The following is a 19,386-nucleotide window of genomic DNA, read 5'->3' on the forward strand; positions in this document are numbered from 1 at the left end:
GAGATGGGCGAAGGCGCGTCCACTCGCCAGCGAGAATGGATTGGGGGAGCGCAAGGAAAGCTTTCGGCGGTGTTTTTCCGACCGCGCTGGTAGCTATTCGCCCACGACTTTCCCGCCGCTCATCATCTCGACGATCTGGTCGAGCTGTTTCGAGGAACGCAGGTGCAAATCGCGCTGCGGGAACGGGATCTCGACGTCGTTTTCTTTGAACAGCTGCCAGATGCGCATGTAGACGTCGGACCGGATGTTCGCGAGGCCTTCTTCGGGGTCCTGAATCCAGAAGCGGATCTCGAAATTCACTGAATTATCGCCGAATTCCATGATGTTGACGCGCGGCTTGGGGCGTTTCAGAATTCGGTTGGTTTCGGCAACCGCCTGATAGAGCAGCTCGGTCACGAGGTCGAGATCGCTGTCGTAAGACACACCGACGGGCGCCTTCACGCGAACGTCGCGGCTTGAGTAGGACCAGTTGACCACCTGGTTGACCATCAGGTTTTCGTTCGGGATCAGGTGTTCGGTCTGATCGCGGGTAATGACTGAAATCGCGCGGATGCCGATTTTGCGGATCTGTCCCACCGCCTCGTTGCCCGCCTGATCGGTGACGGAAATCACGTCGCCGGGCTTGATCGACTTGTCCAGCAACAGAAGGATGCCTGAAATCAGGTTGCCGAAGGTTTTCTGGAGGCCGAAACCGATGGCAAGACCGAATGCACCGCCGAAAAATGCAAGGGCAGTCAGGTCGATACCGACGAGGTCGACCGTGATCAGAAAGGCCAGCGTCCAGATGACGATGGTCAGCAGCTTTTCCGCCAGAACCTTCTGCGCCTCGTCGAAACGGGAGACTTTGCCAAGCACGCGGCGCGCTACGCGGGTGAGCGTCCACGCAACCGTAATGACAAGACCGATCGTGGCGATCAGGAACAGCACGTCGAAAGCAGAGACGCGAATGTCTCCGACCACCAGCGCCCAGCTATCGAGCGTATCGATCAGAGCGCCCAGTGTTTCGCTACGCGACGCAATCGCCTCCTTCGACCCTTCTGCGACGCCGACGATTTCCTGAACCTGCTCGCTTTCCTCGGCATAGCTCCAGATCTGGCCGGGTTGCAGGTCTTCAGGCGCTTGCTCGACGGGTGCCTGACCCTCCGCGCCTTCCTGGGCTTCGTTGGCCGGATCGTTGATCGTCTCAGGTGCGGTAGGCGTGGTCGCGGTCATGAGTTATCCAGTTGCGAGAGCGCGCGTTCAAGGTCCGCAATCAGGTCCCCTGACTCTTCAAGCCCTATCGATAGGCGAACGGCTGGCCGTGTGCCACCCCCGCTGATGAACGTAGGCGAGGCCATGACGTCGCGGTGCTGATGCGGGAATATAGGGAGGGCAAGGCTCTCAAAGCCGCCCCAGCTGTAGCCGATCCCGAACAGGTCGAGGGCATCCACCAATCTTCCACTCGCATCGGGGTCATCGGAGTTCAGGACGAAGCTGAACAGCCCGCAGCCGCCGGTAAAATCACGCGTCCAGAGCTCGTGGCCCTGCGATCCTTCGAGCATCGGACACATGACCTCGGCAATCTGTGGTTGCTGGGCGAGCCACTGCGCAATTTGCAGCGCGCTCGCTGTCGATTGCTTGAGCCGAACGGCCATCGTGCGCAGCCCGCGCGCGGCGAGCGCTGCATCATCGGGTGAGACCACCTGCCCCAATTGCTGAGACGTGCGGCGCAACGCCTTGTACCACCGCTCCCCGGCGCTGGCCGAACCCATCATCAGGTCAGAATGTCCGCCAACATGCTTGGACAGGCTCTGCATTGTGATGTCGCAGCCATGGTTGAGCGCGGCGAAACCGAGCGCGCTCGCCCAGGTGTTGTCGATGAGCGTCACCGCTCCCGCCTCGCGCGCAGCCGAAGCGAAAGCGGGCACGTCGCACACTTCCATCGTCAGGCTGCCGGGGCTTTCGAACCACACGGCCCGCGGCGAATGTTCGCCCAGCGCGTTTTCGAACGCGCCAAGGTCCAGCGGGTCGAAGAAAGCATGCGCGATGCCCATGCGTTTGAGTAAACCTGTCGCCATGCTGCGCGATGGATCGTAGGAATTGTCGCTCATCAGCAGCGTGTCGCCGGGCTTCAACACTGCGAGAAGCGCCCCCGCGATCGCTGCTACTCCGCTGGGATAAAGCACAGTGCCAAAAGCGCCGGGCTCAATCTCGGTCAAGGCTTCGGCCAGCGCCCACTGGGTCGGAGCGCCCCGCCGCCCGTAGAAGAATTCGCCATCACTGTTGGAGCCCGTAGCTGCCTTGCGCTGCGCTTCACTCTCGTAGAGATGCGTCGAGGCTCGCCACACTGGCGTGTTCACAACGCGCCCTGTCCATTCCTCTCGGCGACCGGCGCGCGTAACGCGCGAGCCTGGCCCCAGATGCTTGTCGTCGCCAGCGCCGCTCATGACCCGGTCACATCCGCTGGGCCTTGCGCTTTTGGAGTTGCCGGATCGGCCTCCCACTCCTGCCAACTGCCATCATAAAGTCGCACGTCCTGCTTTCCTGCCAGCCTTGCAGCAAAAAGGAGGACGCTTGCGGTGACGCCGCTTCCGCAAGTGGCAACAAGCGGGCGTTGCATATCGACGCCTGCTTGCTCGAATTCTGCGCGAAGGGCGGCGGGCGATTTGAATGTGCCGTCATCGGCGTACACCGCGCTAAACGGCAGGTTCAAAGAACCGGGAATACGGCCGTTCTGCCCACCATGGACCGGGTCGATCCCGCTACCGAAAACCCGATCGGCTGCTCTTGCGTCGAGCACTTGCTCAGCGCCGGTTTCGAGATTGGCAAGCATCTCGCCCTTTGTCGCGACGTTGTTATCATCGCGAAGAACTGCCGGAGCTGCGGCGGGAAACTCGTTGACGCCGCTTTCAAGCGGGTGCCCCTCAGTCTTCCATCTCGCCAGACCTCCATCGAGGATCGCAACATTTGCAAGCCCATGCGACGTCAACGCCAGCCAGGCGCGCGCACTCGTCTTCACCGCGCTGTCGTCGTAGAGCACAATGCGGTGTTCGTGTGTTATGCCAAGCTGCGCAATCCTCTCGGCAACTTGCCCTGCTGTGGGCAGCGCCGAGGGAACTGGCGATCCCCCATCGGTCAAGGTTTCAAGATCGAGAAAGCGTGCGCCGGGAATATGGCCAGCTTCAAACTCGGCGCGCGGGTCGCGATTAGCAGCGGGCAAATGACGCGATGCGTCAAGCACGGCGATGTCGGCGGCTTCGAGATTGCTGGCAAGCCATTGGGTCGAAACAAGGATCGGAAACGCGTCAGCCATCTTACGCAATGACTAGCGTGGCTGGTTGCGCGCGCCAAGCTTTGCCGATCAGACCGCCTCTGTATCGCCCGAGGCTGGCTGCGAGACGGGCTGCTTCAGCGGCTGCGCGCGCATTGGAGGCAGGCTTCCCGGAGGCCCGTCGAGAGGGAGAGGGTGGACCCGCGTGTCGCTTGCGGCGCTTGGCGTGCCGAGGACGAAGCTACGAGTGGTGGCGACCACGCCCTCGCCTTCGAGAGTGACATGAAGCAGCGGGATGAATAGGGGCTTTGACCCCTGACGGATTGCAGTGACTTCGGCGAGCGGAAGTTGCATCTTGCCCGTGACCCGGCGGCTTTGTTGCGGGCCGATACGCTCGATCGTGGCGATAGGCTGTCCCCCGCCCGCAGGTGCGGCGTTGCCGCCTCCCTTGCGAGCGCAGGCAAGCTTTGCGGCAACAGTGACGTCGCGCACAGCCCGGTCTGACCGGTTCGCCACTTCCAGGCTGAACTCGATCATGAACATCATCATGCTGCGCGAGGCGAGCGGGATATCGATTTCAAGGTCGATACGCGCCGGTTCGACATTGGTATTCGGCGCTGCTGATGCGACAGTCTCGGGCGGGGCCAGATCGGGTTCGGGTCGGACACTTTCTTCAGGCTCCGAACGAACGGTCTCACCATCCTTATCGTCTGCCGCTGGCGTTTCCTCTGCCCGTTCTACATCGTCGGTTGCGCCCGCACCGCCAGATGGCTGTTGCGGCTTGGGATCGCGGCCGGGAATCGCACCGAGGACGCCGGAAGCAAGGACCGTGTTGGGGATTTCCTGCCCGTTCAGCTCCTCACGCCGCCTGCGCCACCAAATGACACCCGCGAGCACGGCGAGTAGGCCAAGCAGCACCGCGAAGGCCGCAATGACCCGGTTTTGGGTGCTGTCGAGCGGGTCTGCGGGAGTGAAGCCGGTCTCAGATACTGGCGCGCTGGTGCGAGACCCCGAATTCGAACCCGATCCGATCTCTCCGTCTCGGCCAACGTCGTACCAGTCATCGGGACCAACCGGGGCAAGCTCTTCACCTTCTGGCCCCAGCGTCTCAAATCCCGGCTGGATCCGATCGCCCAATGGAACCTGGGTACCGGAAGCGGGATCATCGACGAAAGTTTCCTCGACCGGCTCGGGCGGAGGCGGCGCTACCTCTCTCGCGGGTGCGGGATCTGACGGAGGAGCGGGGCGCCGTGTCAGAGTGCGATTGAGACGCAGCGGTGCGCTCGGCGCGGGAGTCGCCGTCGCGGCTGGTCGCGGCGTCGAACGGGTTGGCTGCCGGGTAGGCGCGGTGCGGCTTGTCGGAGGTGTGCTGGACCGCTCTTGTGTCTGTTGGGCAGGCGCGCTTGCAGCCGGGGTCTGCTCAACCGGTTGTGTTGCAGTGGGTGTCGGCGTTGGTGCGGACTCTTGCGGCGCCTGAGTGGCACGCGGAGCCGGAGTTGGCGTGGGTGTCGGCGTGCGAATGACGCGCGGCCCGATTTGTACGCCAGCGCGCTCATCTACAGGGCCCTGCGGAGCACTTGTCGAGGTCGGTGTCGGCGTTGGCTGCGGCAAAGAGAAGGTCCGCTGCGCAGCCAACGGACTCGCCAGAACCAGCGATGTCGCGACCGCAATCCCACTTACAAGCGGGAGTGGGCGGCTCGTACAAAGCGAAATCAGGGGCGGCGCGCGCATCATGCGGGTTTTTCTTCGCGGTTCTTATCGTTCTTGCGGCGAGCATATGGCCAGTTGCGTGGCTATCACCGCTCGGGGTGTTTTCACCCAACGTGACATAATTCGCAAATCCTGCCCGTCCAGTTCCTCGCTTGCAAGCGAGCGCCTTTCGCGGCAACAGCGCGGCATGGAAAGCACACCTGAAAACCCCCAAAGCGCGCCCGCATTTCTGGGCAAGGATACTCCGCTGCCCGCTTCTCCTGAGGAAGCGCAGCTTGATTACGTGCCCAACCCGCGCGCCGGATCCCTTTTCCTCGTGCGGTTTGCAGCGCCCGAATTCACTTCGCTGTGCCCGGTGACGAGCCAGCCTGATTTCGCCCACCTCGTGATTGATTACGCGCCCGGTGAGACAATCGTCGAATCGAAGAGCCTTAAGCTCTTCCTCGGCAGTTTCCGCAACCACAACGGCTTTCACGAGGATGTGACAGTCGGGATCGGTCAGCGGCTGTTCGAGGAAATGAAGCCCAAATGGCTGCGCATCGGCGGCTATTGGTATCCGCGCGGCGGCATTCCGATCGATGTATTCTGGCAAAGCGGCGCTCCGCCCGAGGGGCTGTGGCTGCCCGATCAAGGTGTCGCCCCTTATCGCGGGCGTGGTTGAGGCGAGCCACTGATCATTAAAGAAGCGGCGCGGTCACCTTTGGAGTGCCGCGCCGCTTTTCGTCTGAGGATGCGTAGTTCTTAGTTGCCGATCGGCTTGGCGCCATCGCCGAGCACGATAAACGCGGCCCAATAGAAGGGGTGCGAGGTGTTCGGGTCATCCATCAGTTGGCGCTGCGCATCGCCGAGTGAGCCCGACAGGCCAGCGGACTGGTCGCCCGAGATCAGACCTTGCACAAGCCGCTGTGTCGCATCGAAGTCGTCAGGCACCGGCCAGTGGCTTGCAACCACCGCTCGCGCGCCTGCGCCAACGAAAGCGCGCACCAGGCCATCGAGCGCGTAATTGCCGCCCCCAATCACACCCGCTTCACGCGAAGCTGCGGTGGTCGCCATGCCAGCCGTATCACAAGCCGACAGGATCACGACATCGGCGTCGAGTTCGAGGTCGAAGATTTCCTTGAATGTCAGCAAACCGTCGGATGCTTCGTTCCCGAACGAGGTGACAAGGGCAGGGCGGGCAGGGCAATTCGGGCGCGGCGCAGTGACGAGACCGTGCGTTGCGAAATGCACCACCCGGTATTCCGATAGCTCTTCGTTCTTGAGAAGCGCGGTGTCGGAAAACTCCTCCTTGATCGCGACATTGCTGTTTGCTTCGCCATAGCGTTGTGCGGCGAAAAACAGCTCACCCGGATCAATCGGATCGCGCCATGTGTTGAGGCCCCAAGCACACGGATCGCTAGATGGCTCACGTCCGGTCGGGAGCGCGTTCGAGCCGAGACCAAGATACGCCTTGGTAGCTTTTGATGGAGCGATCTCGCGGATGTTCAGAAACCCGCGCGGGCTCACCGCGATAGAGACATCGCGCGATTTGCCCAGCCAGTCGATGCCGCGATAATCGAAAAGTTCCTCGTCCGTCTGCGCATCGGCGGTGCGTTCGAGATAGGCGTCAACGCCCTCTTGCGAAGCGATGAGCACCTGCGGAGGCAATTGCAGCATCGGGCCATCTGGCTCGAAGATCAGGTGCTTGATGCTTGCCATTTCGGCTTCGACCGGCCCGAACAAGGTCAGGTAAAGCTCGCGGGCACGCTCCACGTCGTACGGGTAGGTCGTGGTCTCGCCAGCTTCGTAGATGACGATTGAGTCGCGAATGAAGGCGACCGCATCGTCCAGTTCATCGAGGCCGCCTTCGATCTTGAAGCTGCGGGCGTCCTTTTGGGTGATCCACAACGTGAAGACTTCTTCGCCTAGAAGCACGACCTTGTAATAGGCCTCGCCCGGTTTGAGCGCGGCCTGCAATTCGGAGAGTTGCAGGCGCGTGGGCGACAGGGCGCGGAAGCGCGGGAAGTCAGCAAGTTTCGAAACCAGTGCAGTCTGTTCTGCGCGCAGATATTCGAGCGTCTCACGTGCCGCGACCAGTCCCTCTGCCTGAAGCGGCGTGGGGTCGGTCAATGCTGCGAGACGGTCAGCACGCGCTTGCGTACGCGCAATCTGACGGCTGCGGTTGCGCGAGAGGCGGAACAGGGCGGAAGCCTCGTCGTCGCCTTCGGACATCTGGCGAGCCAGAATAGCCTGCGTTTGAGCAACGCCGGGTCGTTGGAGCAATTGTGAGGCGGCGAAGAATTCTGATGTCGCCTCAGGAGTGCCCTGTTCGGCGAGCAGCTCGAAATATGGTTGGAGCAGGTTGCGCAAGCTTGCACCGCTATCGGTGGTGTTCTGGGCGCGGTCGACGACCTCACCGTACAGCGCACGCGCTTCATCATCGCGGCCGATGCGCAGCAGGAAGCCAGCCTTGCGGGCATAGGCGGCCAGCAGCACAGGCGATTGCGGATAATCGCGCGAAATTGCCTTTGCCGCGATGTCGTAGGCGGCGATGGCGACGTCGTTTCGGCCCAGTCCTTCCGCGACCAGCGCGCGCTCGATTGCGATTTCCGAACGCAACCAGCGCGCTGAGGCAACACGCCCTTCACGGACGTCAGCAATCCGGCTGTCTGCCTGCCGCAGGAGCCTGCGGGCGTCTTCTAGCCGGTTCTGCTGGCGTGCAATCGAACCGGCGATGGCATCTGCCTGAGCGTCGAGCAGTTCGGCACGTTCGAGCGGCGAGAGGCCGAGCTCGACGCCGCCGATCCGTTGGAGCGCGACATTCTCCCGGTTGATCTGAGCTGAGAGCGGATTGTCGATGAAGCCCTCGCGGATCGAGAGCGTCTCGGTCTGCGCCGTCACTTCGCGCATTTCTGCTGCCAGCGCATCGAGCGCGGCTTCTGGGAAGCGGCGGTTGAGGAAATTGATCGCGCGGTAATTGCGGATCAGTCTCTGTGCGACGCCGTCATTGCGGGTCAGCGAGGCATCGGCCTGGTTGAAGAGCCGCTCGGCAGCGCGGAAATTGCCAAGGTTGCTCTGTTGCAGCCCCTGGTTTGCCAGCACTTCTGCATAGGCGGAAGTGCTCTGCTGGGTGCGGCCAAGCAGGTTCTCGAAGAACTGCCCGCTTTCGGCAAACCGACCTGAATTGTTGCGAAGATAGGCTTCGGTAAGCGCATCGAATTCGCTCAAGGCACCTGCCTGGACGCGGGCGAAGGCCGCGGCGTCGCTGACTTCGGTCTGGGCAACCTGTATCGTGCCTGGAAGCGCGCGGTCATTCACCACAGAAGCAACCGCGAGGCGCAGGACCGGGTCATATCCGGCGAGCCCTTCGACGATGTAAGTGCGTCCATCGCGCTCGAACGTGTAGCTGCGATAGGAGATGCCGATGACCTGATCGGTGCAGGTCAGCTTGGTAACGTCGCCGACCATGTCGATGCTGTCGGTTTCCGGCGTCTGGCAAAGCGCTTCTTCACCCGCACCGCTTGGCTGAGCGCTCACGCCCGAAGGATCGCGCAGGACCAAGAGCGTGCCGACCGCGCCAGCCGCGTCGCGGCAGGTCAGGCGGTAAGCTCGGTCGAACATGCCTTTGAGGCGCGGTTCGGCAGGCGCGTTCTGCGCTGTGCAGCGCACGCCTGCATCGCCTACCCGGAAATTGGTGCGGATCGAGAGAGGCACGTCCTGCGAGGCCGCAGGCGTCACCATCAGCGCCCCGGTGAGGGTCATCGCCGCACCGGTCGCTGCCAAGACGATATTCCTGATCTTCATTGCTGGCCTCCTGGCTCGGATACGGGTCCGACTTCGATCTGAGGGTCAAGCAGCGCGGGGTTGCCGGCACCGCTGATAGGGTCGTTGATCGTGCCCTGCTGTTCGAGAGTGTTGGTGTTGATGATGGACGGCGGAGGACTGATCGGGCCCGTTGTCGGACCTTCGCTATCCTCTTCCTCTTCGGAGGATTCCTCTTCCGTCTCCTCTTCTTCGGACTCTTCGGATTCTTCCGATTCCTCGCTCTCGCCTTCACCCTCATCCGAAGACTCGCCTTCGTCGGAGCTGTCGCTTTCGTCAGAGGAGCCTTCGGAATCGCTTCCGCCTTCCTCGCCGCCGTCGTCGAGTTCGAAGTCCTCGTTGCCGCCGCCGCCATCGTCGACGTTGTCGGCGTTCACGTCGCCGCTGCCGTCGCTGCCGCCGGTGCCCGTGCCGGCTGCGCCTGCGCCGCTCTCACCTGAATCTTCACCGCCGTCATCGTTGCCGCCGTCGCCGTCGTCGCTGCCGTCGTCGCCGCTATCGCCGCCGTCACCGCTCGATTCGCCACCGCTGCTTCCAGACGATCCACTGCTGCCGGAACCGGTGCCGGTACCGGTGCCAGTACCGGTGCCGGTTCCAGAAGAGCCGCCGGAAGTCCCGGTGTTCACTGCGCCATTGACCGAAGCCGACACGGTCGAAGTCACTTCGCCCGTGCTTTCGGCAATGCATCCGGTGAACAGGCAGGTGTTGATCTGGCTTCCGGCTGCGAAGAAGCTGGTGCCGTCCAGAGCCTCGAAGATCGCGGTTGCTGCATCGTCACCTGAGATCGTGACGCCATCTGCGCCCTGGATCTGGCCGCTGATGATTGCCACCGCGCCTTCGTTGTCGTTCCCGCCGATTACGAGGTTGGCAGCACCACTGACGAGAAAACCTGCGGGCAGTTCTTCGGTGCCCGAGTTCTGTATCAGCAGGCGATCGCTTGCGAACAGGCTCAGTGTCGCGCCGCTCAGCACCCCGTCCGGTTGAGCAGTGGTTGCCGCCGCGTTGAACAGCTCGGCGAGTTGTTCTGCGGTTTCATCGCCGGTCAGACTGTCGAGCAATGTGCCTTCGCCGACCAGAATGTCGGACCCGGCGATAAAGACGTCGCCTCCGCTACCGATGAGGTCGATCCGGCCCGTGCTTGTGTCGAGCTCAAAGCGGGTGGTGAAGAAACTGAGGTCGACACCGTCGCCGCCTTCGACCACGCCGGTAACGCGAACAACTCCGCCGAGGCCCGAAGTTCCCAGCGAGAGCGTGTCGATCCCGCTAGTCGCACCTAGTTCGAGATCAGTGACAGTCAGGCTGCCGCCATTGTCGCCGCCGATCGCGATGATACGAACCTCGCCGCCTTGCAGACGAGCCAATTGTTCAGCATCGAAAATCTGGCCGTCAAATTCGTCTCCGCCGGTGCCCACCAGGACGCCGTTGGCGTTGGTCGAGAGGATCCGAACGGTTCCGGTTGCCCCTGCTGATACGAGGCCCTCTTCGCCAATGAAGAAGTCCGGGGTGGTTGCATTGATGCTCTCGGCTTGCCAGGTGCCGCCGATTTCGATCACGTTTCCAGCCGTGGCGTTGATCGTCTCAGCGGTGATGCTGTCGACGCCAATCGCATCGAGTGCGTCAAGCGTGACAGCGCCCTCTGCCTGAACCAGACCATCGCCGAAGATCGAACCGCCATTTGCCCTTGCGGTCAGCGAGCCCGCATTGACGGGGCCAAGCGCGATCAGGTCCGCCGAATTGAGCGTCATTGCCCCTGCGACATCGACTGTACCCATCAAGGTGATCGCGCCGTTGGCTGTCGTCGCATCGAACGCGCCCGCCGTGACATCGGCCAAGGTGATCGCTCCTAATGCGTCGAGGGCAAGCAGACCGTCGAGCATGATCGGCGCGCTCGAAGTGATGTCTCCTCCCGTCGAGGTGGCGATGATCGAGGATGCGTCTATGCCGCCAAGTGCAATCGAGGTTGCCGAATTGATCGCCACGGTTCCGTCGAGTGCTGTCAGCGTACCGGTCGATACACCCGCATCCGTCGAACCAAGCTGGATCGCTGAAGCGGTGATGCTTCCGGTATCGACTGCGCCGCTTGCTAGCAGGGTCAACGCGCCCGAAAGCGTGATGTCGCTAAGCAGCGTTGCATCGCCTGCTCGCGCAGAGCCGGTAAAAGTCTGCGCGTTTACGGCGCCCAGCGTCAGGGCTCCGGCAGCGTCGAACATCGCTCCCGTCGCGACGTCGATATCGTCCTCGCCTTCGATATCGCCTTCCGACGAACGGGCGAACAGCGAGTTGGCCGAAATCTGAGCGAGGCGTATGAGCCCGGTCGCATCGAGCGTCAGCGTCGTGTCCACGCTCACCGGACCCATCAGCGAGATATCGCCGTTCAAAGCCTCCGCGCTAAGCGATCCCGAAGCGATCTCGCCGATGGTGATGCCTGTCGCAGAGACGAGGTCCGTCGCACCTGCAATATCGAAGACGCCGTCAAGCGTGATGGCACCGTTGGCAGTTATCGCGCTGAGCGCCCCAGCGGTCACATCGGCAAGCGAAATCGCTCCGAACGCGCTGAGATCAAGCAGGCCGGTCAGCGCGATCGGCGCGCTCGAGGTGATATCTCCAGCGGTCGAGGTGGCGACAATCGAAGCTGCCTCGATGCCAGACAGGGCGATGGAGTCCGCCGAGTTGATTTCAACCGTCCCGCCAAGCGCGGTCAGGGTGCCCGTCGAAACGCCAGCGGTGGCAGAATCCAGCTGGATTGCGCCGGCGCTGATATTGCCAGTTGAGACCGCTCCGTCAGCGAGCAGGTTCAGACCACCCGTCAGCGCCATATCGCCGACAATCGTGGCAGTTCCGCCGCGAGCGACGGCGTTGAGGGTCTGCGCGGTGACCGTACCCAGCGTGAGAGATCCTGCCGCATCGAAGATCGCCGTTGTGGCAACGTCGATGTCTTCCTCGGCTTCGATATCGCCATCCGACGAGCTTGCGAGCAGGGCATTGGCCGTGATCTGTGCAAGGCGGATGAGGCCGGTTGCATCAAGGCTCAGCGAGTTGTCGACATTGACAACGCCAAGCAGATTGATGTCGCCGTTTTGCGCGACAGCATCAATCGAGCCCGCATCGATCTGACCGATCGAAACGCCGCCCGCCGAGAGCAGGTCGACGGCACCTGCGATGTCGAATGCCCCATCAAGAACAATGTTGCCTGTACCCGTCACGGCATTAAGGGACCCGGCCGTCACGTCGACTAGCTGGATCGCTCCCAAAGCATTGAGGTCGAGCAGGCCGTCAAGAGTGACGGGCGCTACCGAGCTGATATCACCGGCTTGCGCGACGGCTCTGAGCGAGCTTGCGCCAATCTGGCCGAGCGTGATGCCCTGCGCAGAAAGCAGGTCAACGGCACCGGTAAAGTCGAAAACGCCATCGAGCGTGATGTCACCGCTGCGCGAACGCGCGATGAGAGATGCGGCTACCACGTCGGTCAGGGTGATCGCGCCGGCTGCGTCGAGGTCGAGCAGACCCGTGAGCATGATCGGAGCGGTTGAGGTGATGTCACCTCCGCCCGAGCGGGCGACAATTGAATCGGCGATGATGCCAGCCAGTTCGATCGATTCCTCGGTCGTGATCGTAACCGTTCCGCCGGCCGAGTTGACCGTGCCAGTCATGATCATGCCGTTCGCCGCGTTGAGCGACAGCGATCCTGCGGTGAGATTGCCGACATCTATGCCCGCGGCTGAATCGATGATCAGCGTACCTTGCGTTGCAAGATTTGTCTCAGTCGTGACGCCTCCTGACGTCGTGATCAGCTGCAACCCTTCCGTCGCTGTCACCGTGCCCGGTACAGGCGCTGGATCGGGTGGCGGTGCATTGGGATCGACTTCAGGCAGAACGATTGCCCCTGCATTGACTGCGAAGAGGCGAGAATTGACTTGCGAGCTGTCGAGCGTGAGCTGGAGTTCACCCGTCGTTGCAATGTCGATCACATCCGAAGTCAGCGTCGCATTCTCAAGCACGACGCCATAAGGAGTGGTGACCGCCGGGGTGCCATCGTCGAACAGGAAGTCCGCGGGTGCGTCGCCGAATAGCTGGATATCGATCGAGCCGACCTGCGCATCTGCCTGGCGAACGAAGAAGCTGCCGGAGAGGGCAAAATTGTTTGCGCCAGCGACCGCACCGTCGCCGCCAATTCCGCTCGATCGTGCGAAGAAGCTGCCGAGGTTCAGGCTACCGCGACCCGGATTTTCGAAGGCCTGCGTGACTGCGGCTGCAACACTACCGCCGACGCCGTCGCCGCCATTGCCCTGTGTTTGGCCGGTCCCACCATTGCCGCCGGTCCCGTTGCTTTCGAAATTGACGCTATCTGCGGTGACGTTGGCACCGCGAACAAGAAAAGTCAGGCTACCGCCCAGACCAAGGCCGCCATCGCCGCCCGTGCCAGACGATGCGGCTCCGCCTTCGCCACCGGTGTTCTGTTGGAACGCCGTAATGGTCGTGAACGTGGCCGAGCCATTGAATACATCAGGAATAGAGGCGCCGCTTGCTGTACCGATGTTGAGGCTGCCGCCGAACGCTTCGCCGCCGACGCCACCATTCGCGCCTGCGCCACCGTTGCCGCCGAAGGCGAGCAGGTCGATCGTGGTTGCGCCATTGACTATCAGAGTGCCATCGAATGCGCGGGCGAGGATGATCCCGCCGATGCCGGTTGCGTCGCCACCAGCGCCCCCGTCAGCGCCGTTGAGGCCATTGCCGCCATCACCGCCTCGGATCGTGGCGTCGATATCAATTGAACCGACCTCGATCAGCGTAGGCAGGTCACCCGGCGTATTGAAGGCATCGACGCGGAAGTTGAAACCAGATGCATTGCCGCCCGCGCCAGGCATATCGCTTGCAAGCGCATTACCGCCGACCGCGCTAACATTCATGTCGAGGAGACCGGAGATCGAAATCGTCCCCTGCCGTCCAATCACACTGAGAGACACACCGCCCGCGTCGCCGCCGGTCTGACCATCACCGCCCTTGGCGCTGGAGGTAAAGACTGCATCGCCATCGACGAGGACACTGCCGTTGAAGGAGAAGATCTCGGCAGGCCCGGCTGTTGCGAACCCGCCAAGGCCCTGAGGGGCTGTTCCGCCGGTTGCATCGCTGAACAGGTCGACATTGCCGTTGATCGTCAACTCGCCTTCATTGCCGCCGAACAGGACGGCGTTGAAACTGGTCGCAGCTCCTCCGTCTCCGCCAGATTGGCCAGCGTTCCCGCCGCGCGCATTGCTGCTTGCAAGAATCTCTGCGTTGATCGTGGCGGTGCCGCCAAAGATGATCTCGCCCGTTAACGGATCGAATGAGGGCTCAAAGCTGATCGCCGCGCGGTTTGCCGTTGCCGCGCCGCCATTGCCGAACCCGCCGGGTGCGATGCTGCCACCGAATGCGCTTGCAAATATGTCGAGTACTTCAGCGTTGAGAACGCTTCCGTCGTTCAGCGAGATAAAGGTCTCGGATGACGTGGCCAGCCCCGCATCGCCGCCATTTGATCCACCGCCACGTGCAACTGATCCGATCGAAACCGTGCCGGGCACGTTGAGAGTACTGACTTGAAGATTGAGACCCATGGGGGCCGTAGTGGCCTCGCCGCCACCGACTGCGCTGTTTCCGACGCCGCGACCGCCGGTTGCGCTTGCCAAGACTTCAAGATCACCGCCGATATTGACCGAAGAGCCGACGAAAGACGGCGAGAAATTGCCTGCGTTCGCAAAGCCGCCAAGTTGGCCATCGCCGCCGGTTGCAGTTCCGATAAGGCGCAGCGCACCTTCGAAATCGACAGTGGAGTTGAACGTGTCGATCGCGAAAGTGGTAAAGTTGGCACCGCCGCCTAGTCCGTCATCGGTTCCGTTGCCACCGGTGGATGTGATCGTGATCGGTTCCAGAGCAATCGTGACGTCGCTATCATTTATGGAGATCCGGCTGAATTCTGTGACAGCCTCGCCGCCTCCGCTACGCTGTGCTCCTCCGACTGCGGACCCACCTTCAGCGCGGATGGTAAACGCCAGGCGGCCGAGGTCGGTGGTCGTGTTGGAGACACTGAGGAAAGTGCCGGCAGTACGGGCGACCCCGCCAAACCGGTCATTGGCTGAGGTGTCCCCTGCCAACGCGATACTGTTCACTGTGAGCGGATTGCCGACCACGTTCGGAAGATCAACAACCGCGCCATTGGTGATGTCGACGAAGATCTGGCCGGAAACGGCATCGCCGCCATTGCTCGTGACGCCTTGCCCTCCGAACGCATTGGTCGACAGGAAGTCGAGCTCGCCATTGGCTGCATTTCCGGTCACATTTGGTGACACGACCCGCAACAAGCTCCCCGGACCGTCTACCCTTAGGAAGATCGTCCCTCCGGATGCATTACCGGCAATGGTGCCATTGTCATTGCCGCCTTGCGCGTCTGCTGAAAGGGCAAGCTCATTGACAGTGAGCACACCTCCATTGCCGACGAATACGTCCGCCGTGCCCGCAGATGCATTCCCGCCAAGTCCTGCGACCGTATCAGATCCGATGCGAAGAATACCTGCGATCGAGACATCGCTGTTCCCGAATGACGAAAGCCGCGCAAAGTCACCTGCGGCGCCAAGGCCGTCCGTCGCGCCTGGGCGACGGCTACCGGCATCGAGCGTCACATCGCCTTCGAAGATAGCGATGGCGCCGTTCTGGATGTCGATCGAGGCGCTACCGGCCCGGACAACTCCATCAAAGTCCTGATCTTCGAGCCCGTTGGATACGACGAGTACGTCGCCGCGCACGGTCAGGCTCGAACCACCGAATGCGTTGAGGCTGGCGAAACCGGCGTCGCCGCCGAAATTCGGCGCGCTTGCGTCGAGAAAGACGGAGCCGTCGATGAGTAGCGAGCCGGGAATGCCGGTGTTGAAGTCCTGATTGACAGAAACTTGGGCAAAGCCGCCTGCAAGATCGACATTCCCGTTAATCGTCGCAGAGCCGCCTCTGAAGTCGAGGATGATGCCGGACGTGTTCCCGAGGCTTCCGTCGCCATCGAGCGCAAACGCGGTGGCCTCAATACCCGAGAGAATGTCGACGACGCTGTTCTCGAAGTTGAGGGCGAGCGTGTTGACATCGAGCGTCCCGTTACCGCCCAAGCCGTCTGCCGAGCCCGAGCCTGCCTGAGCAAACAGATCGATGATCCCGACGCCGAAATCGAGGTCTGCGTTAAATGTGTTGAACTGACTGAACCCGGCAAAGACGTTGCCGCCGAAGCTGCGCTCTGCCGCTCCGATCGCGGAACCGGCCGTCGTCGACTGAACGATCGAAATCGTGCCAAGGCTTGCAGTAGCGTCATTGACGCTCAGGAAGATATTGCCGGTAGTTGCATCGCCAGCAAAGCTGTCGCTTGCTCCGGTATCTCCACCTCGAACCAGATTCCGAATTCGGAACGGGTTGGTCGAAACGTTCGCAAAATTGGCAGTCGCGCCGCTCGATATGTTGAAGTCGATGAAGCCGCCGCTGGCTGACCCGCCAACGCCGACCGTTCCTTCACCGCCGATTGCTCCCGCAACCATCAGGTCGAGCCCGTTCGGATTACCGGTTAAGACATCCAGCAAGCTTCCTGGTCCGGAGATATCGATGCGGGTGTTGCCCCCGAATGCCATGCCCCCGCCAAAGCCGATATCGTCGCCGCCAAATGCGACTGCGCTGAGGCTCAGGCCGCCAGTGCTGAACGCGCTGCCGTTGAGGACGATGACTTGCGAATTCGTGGCAAAGGCACTCGCGCCGCCGCCCGCGAAAGCGTCGGTATTGAGCTGAGTGAAACCACCAACCGTAAGCGTACCGCCGTCTACAAGAAACACCTCGGCGGAACCGCCAATGGCATCGATCCCGGAACTGTCCTCGACCAGATTGATGCTGCCATCGAGCGTGAGATCGCCGCCGATGCTGATTGAGCTGCCCGCATCACGCGCGCTGATCGTTACGAAACCGCTGTTGACTAAGCTATCGTCGTTGATGTCGCCTTGGGCGTTCGAGGCCCCGAAATAGTTACCGCCGATCGTAATAGTCGAACCTTGGATCGCGGTCAGCTCAGAACTGCCCGCATCAACGCCGAAATTCCCGAACTGGGAAATGAGCGACACGTCGCCGGTGATGTCGATCGTCGAGGGCGCACCGGTGTTGAAGTCCGCCAACGCTAAGATCTGCGCAAATCCGCCGGAAAAGAAGATGTCTCCACCGACAGTGAGGTTCGAACCGTCAACCGTCAAAGTGAATTGCTGGCCGAAGTCAGCATCGCCGTTACCATCGAAGCTGGTGCCCGACATGATCAGATCGCCGCCGACTGTCAGGTCAGTGGCAAAGAGGTTTATATTGAATGCGCCGGGGTTGAAGATCGCTCCACCAAGGCCTTCGCCAAGCGAACCGGCACCGCCCGCCGCCAGATACGAAACATCAAGTCCACCTAGGTCAAAGGTGGAATTGCCAATGTTGAAGAACGTGCTGTCGATCTGCGCCGCGCCGCCGCTGGCGCCGGTGGTGGGCGCTGGGTTGCCCTGCATGTCGAAGCGGGTGTCCGCATTGCCGCCCATGGATTCCACGAGGATCGAAAGCTGACCGAGATCGCCTGAGGCGTTGTCGATCTGGATCTGGCTGAACCCGGCAAAGGCGTTTCCGCCGACGCCTTGATCGGAAGGCGCATCGCCGCCGACCGCTCGGTTGATTATCCGAAGCGGGTTTAGCGGATCGGAGGGCAGGAAAATCTGTGCCCCGTTCGAAACGTTCAGGGCGAACCCGGCAGTCGTCGCAATTCCGCCAGCGCCGCCCGGCTCCCCACCGGCTTGTCCAGACCCCGCGAACGCCTGAGCGGAAAGGAAATCAAAGCCGCCGGTCGTGTTGGGCGCCTGGACCTGAAGATTGGTGCCCGCTCCATCGAGGTTGATGGAAACAAAACCTGCGTCTGCGGCGCCTCCGGTTCCGACGAATTCACTGCCTCCCGCTGCGTTCGCGCTCAGGCTGAGCTCGCCCGTTACAAGCTGGCCACCGTTGCCGAGCGAGAGATTTGCCGGGCCTGCGGAGGCTGCGGCCCCTGGGCCGGAACTGACATTGGTGCTGATGCGGGTGAGCCCGCCGACATCAACGTCCGAGAGGTCGGCAATGCTGATGAGAGCACCCGCGGTCGAGCCGCCAATGCCGTTGAACAATGAAAAGGGGTCGATCCCACTGATGACACTGAGATCGCCGCCAACGACGACGCTGCTGTTGCTGCCCACCGAAAGATTTGCAGACCCGCCCCGCAGAACGCCATCGCCGTCCGCATCCGTCGTAGCGATCGAGGAGATGAGCGCGTCGCCACCGATATTGAGCAGCGCTCCGTTGTTGACGTTGACGTTCGCGTCGCCGACGTCGGACCCGAAGAAGGGATTTCGCGTGCGGGCTGCGAAATTGCCCCCGATGTCGATCGGACCGTCGGCGTCGATGAAAAGGTCGATGCCGCCAGCGGTCAGATCGAGGTCGCCTGCGAAATTCGCCGGGTCACCGAAAAAGCCAAGGATCCCCAACGCGGCGTTGGCAATCACGTCGGAAGTCGCCGTGATGCCTGAACCGAAACCAAAGTCGAACGTGTCGAAATTGATCGACTCTTCGCCGGTACCTGCGAGCGAGCTCGTATCGATATCGCCGACCGTAATGTTGAAGCCGGCAGAAAGGACGACCGCCTCGCCTTCCATGCTGGCCGATTGCGCGATGTCGAAGCCGAGTTCAGCGCCGCCAAGGATCGCAAGCGTGGTCGCGGTGTTCTTGCCAATCGCCACAAGGTAAGCGCGATGGTTGTCGCCCGGACCTGTGCTTGCAGGTCCGCCGATAGCGCCCCTGACCGCCAGCGCGTCTGTATTGTCTTCAGTGCCGATATCGACCTGGATATCGAACAGGCCATCAGGGCTGAAAGTGATTGTGCCAGCTTCACCGGCGACCAGTGCGGCTGAGCCGTTTACGTTGATGTCGCCATTATGCTCGATCCGCGGAGCGAACAGCGCGACGTAGCTGCCCTCAGCCAGCGCATTGATCTGTGCGCCCTGGTCGATGACAATATTCGAGAAGCTGTCGGCCTGCTGGAACTGGACCTGGTTGCTGCCATTGATGAAGCCACCACTGCCGTTGGTGAGCGGAGCAGCGGTGGTGAGGCCAAGGCTGCCTACATCGATGACCGCGTTCGACCCGATAACGATCCCGCCGGGCGTATAGAAGTATACGGTGCCCCCGATGCTGCCCTGAACCTGCGAGATGATGTTGCCGTCGAGAATGATCCGGCGCGATAAGTCCTCGGGCAGGATGCGGTTGAGAACGGCAAAGTCGGTGATCCCGGTGCCATTCTCAAACGTCGCCGTGGTTCCGGCCTGCTGGAACAGAATGTCGCCGAAACCCTGGTTGTCGTCCGGCGTCCAGTCGATGACGGCACTGTTGGATTCGACCGTGATATTGGTCGTGCCGGCCCCTTCGGTGATCGTGGCTGCCCCTTCGGCGACGACGCCTTGTCCCTCGAATGACTGCGCAAAAGCAGGCGCCGAGGCGAAGGCTATGCCCGTTGCAAGAGCCATTGCCGAACACTGCGCCATCTTAAGCTGGGTTTTGTAGGCCACGATCAATTCCTAACG

The 19,386-nt window shown here is 61.9% G+C and carries 7 protein-coding genes; 1 reads left to right on the plus strand and 6 read right to left on the minus strand.

Annotated features, from left to right (window positions below; genetic code table 11):
* Positions 1-93 precede the first annotated feature (93 nt).
* The 4 genes from NAP1_RS01075 to NAP1_RS01090 are packed head-to-tail and all read right to left on the minus strand — an operon-like array spanning position 94 to position 4,387.
* Complete coding sequence (locus NAP1_RS01075; RefSeq protein ID WP_007163356.1) at positions 94-1,212, minus strand: mechanosensitive ion channel family protein; 1,119 nt, start codon at positions 1,210-1,212, stop codon at positions 94-96.
* On the minus strand, positions 1,209-2,426 hold the full coding sequence (gene metC, locus NAP1_RS01080) for a cystathionine beta-lyase (protein WP_007163357.1): 1,218 nt from the start codon (positions 2,424-2,426) through the stop codon (positions 1,209-1,211). Before metC ends, NAP1_RS01075 begins: the two co-directional genes overlap by 4 nt.
* Entirely contained in the window at positions 2,423-3,292 is an 870-nt protein-coding gene (locus NAP1_RS01085) for a sulfurtransferase (RefSeq protein WP_007163358.1), read from the minus strand. The genes metC and NAP1_RS01085 overlap by 4 nt, the downstream gene beginning before the upstream one ends.
* Before the next feature lie 48 nt (positions 3,293-3,340).
* Positions 3,341-4,387 carry a hypothetical protein gene (locus NAP1_RS01090; protein ID WP_007163359.1) on the minus strand — a complete coding sequence of 349 codons (1,047 nt, stop codon included), beginning with the start codon at positions 4,385-4,387 and terminating at the stop codon, positions 3,341-3,343.
* Between the two features lie 760 nt (positions 4,388-5,147).
* Here NAP1_RS01090 and queF point away from each other — a divergent pair.
* On the plus strand, positions 5,148-5,621 hold the full coding sequence (queF, locus tag NAP1_RS01095) for a preQ(1) synthase (RefSeq protein ID WP_007163360.1): 474 nt from the start codon (positions 5,148-5,150) through the stop codon (positions 5,619-5,621).
* 80 nt (positions 5,622-5,701) lie between these two features.
* Here queF and NAP1_RS01100 read toward each other — a convergent pair whose 3' ends face one another.
* Both NAP1_RS01100 and NAP1_RS01105 read right to left on the minus strand, forming a co-directional pair.
* Positions 5,702-8,743: a CHAT domain-containing protein gene (locus NAP1_RS01100; RefSeq protein WP_007163361.1), complete on the minus strand. Its 3,042-nt coding sequence runs from the start codon at positions 8,741-8,743 to the stop codon at positions 5,702-5,704.
* Positions 8,740-19,371 carry a hypothetical protein gene (locus NAP1_RS01105; protein WP_156777164.1) on the minus strand — a complete coding sequence of 3,544 codons (10,632 nt, stop codon included), beginning with the start codon at positions 19,369-19,371 and terminating at the stop codon, positions 8,740-8,742. Before NAP1_RS01105 ends, NAP1_RS01100 begins: the two co-directional genes overlap by 4 nt.
* Positions 19,372-19,386: the final 15 nt, after the last annotated feature.

Origin of the sequence: Erythrobacter sp. NAP1, assembly GCF_000152865.1 — a bacterium.
Lineage (GTDB): Bacteria > Pseudomonadota > Alphaproteobacteria > Sphingomonadales > Sphingomonadaceae > Erythrobacter.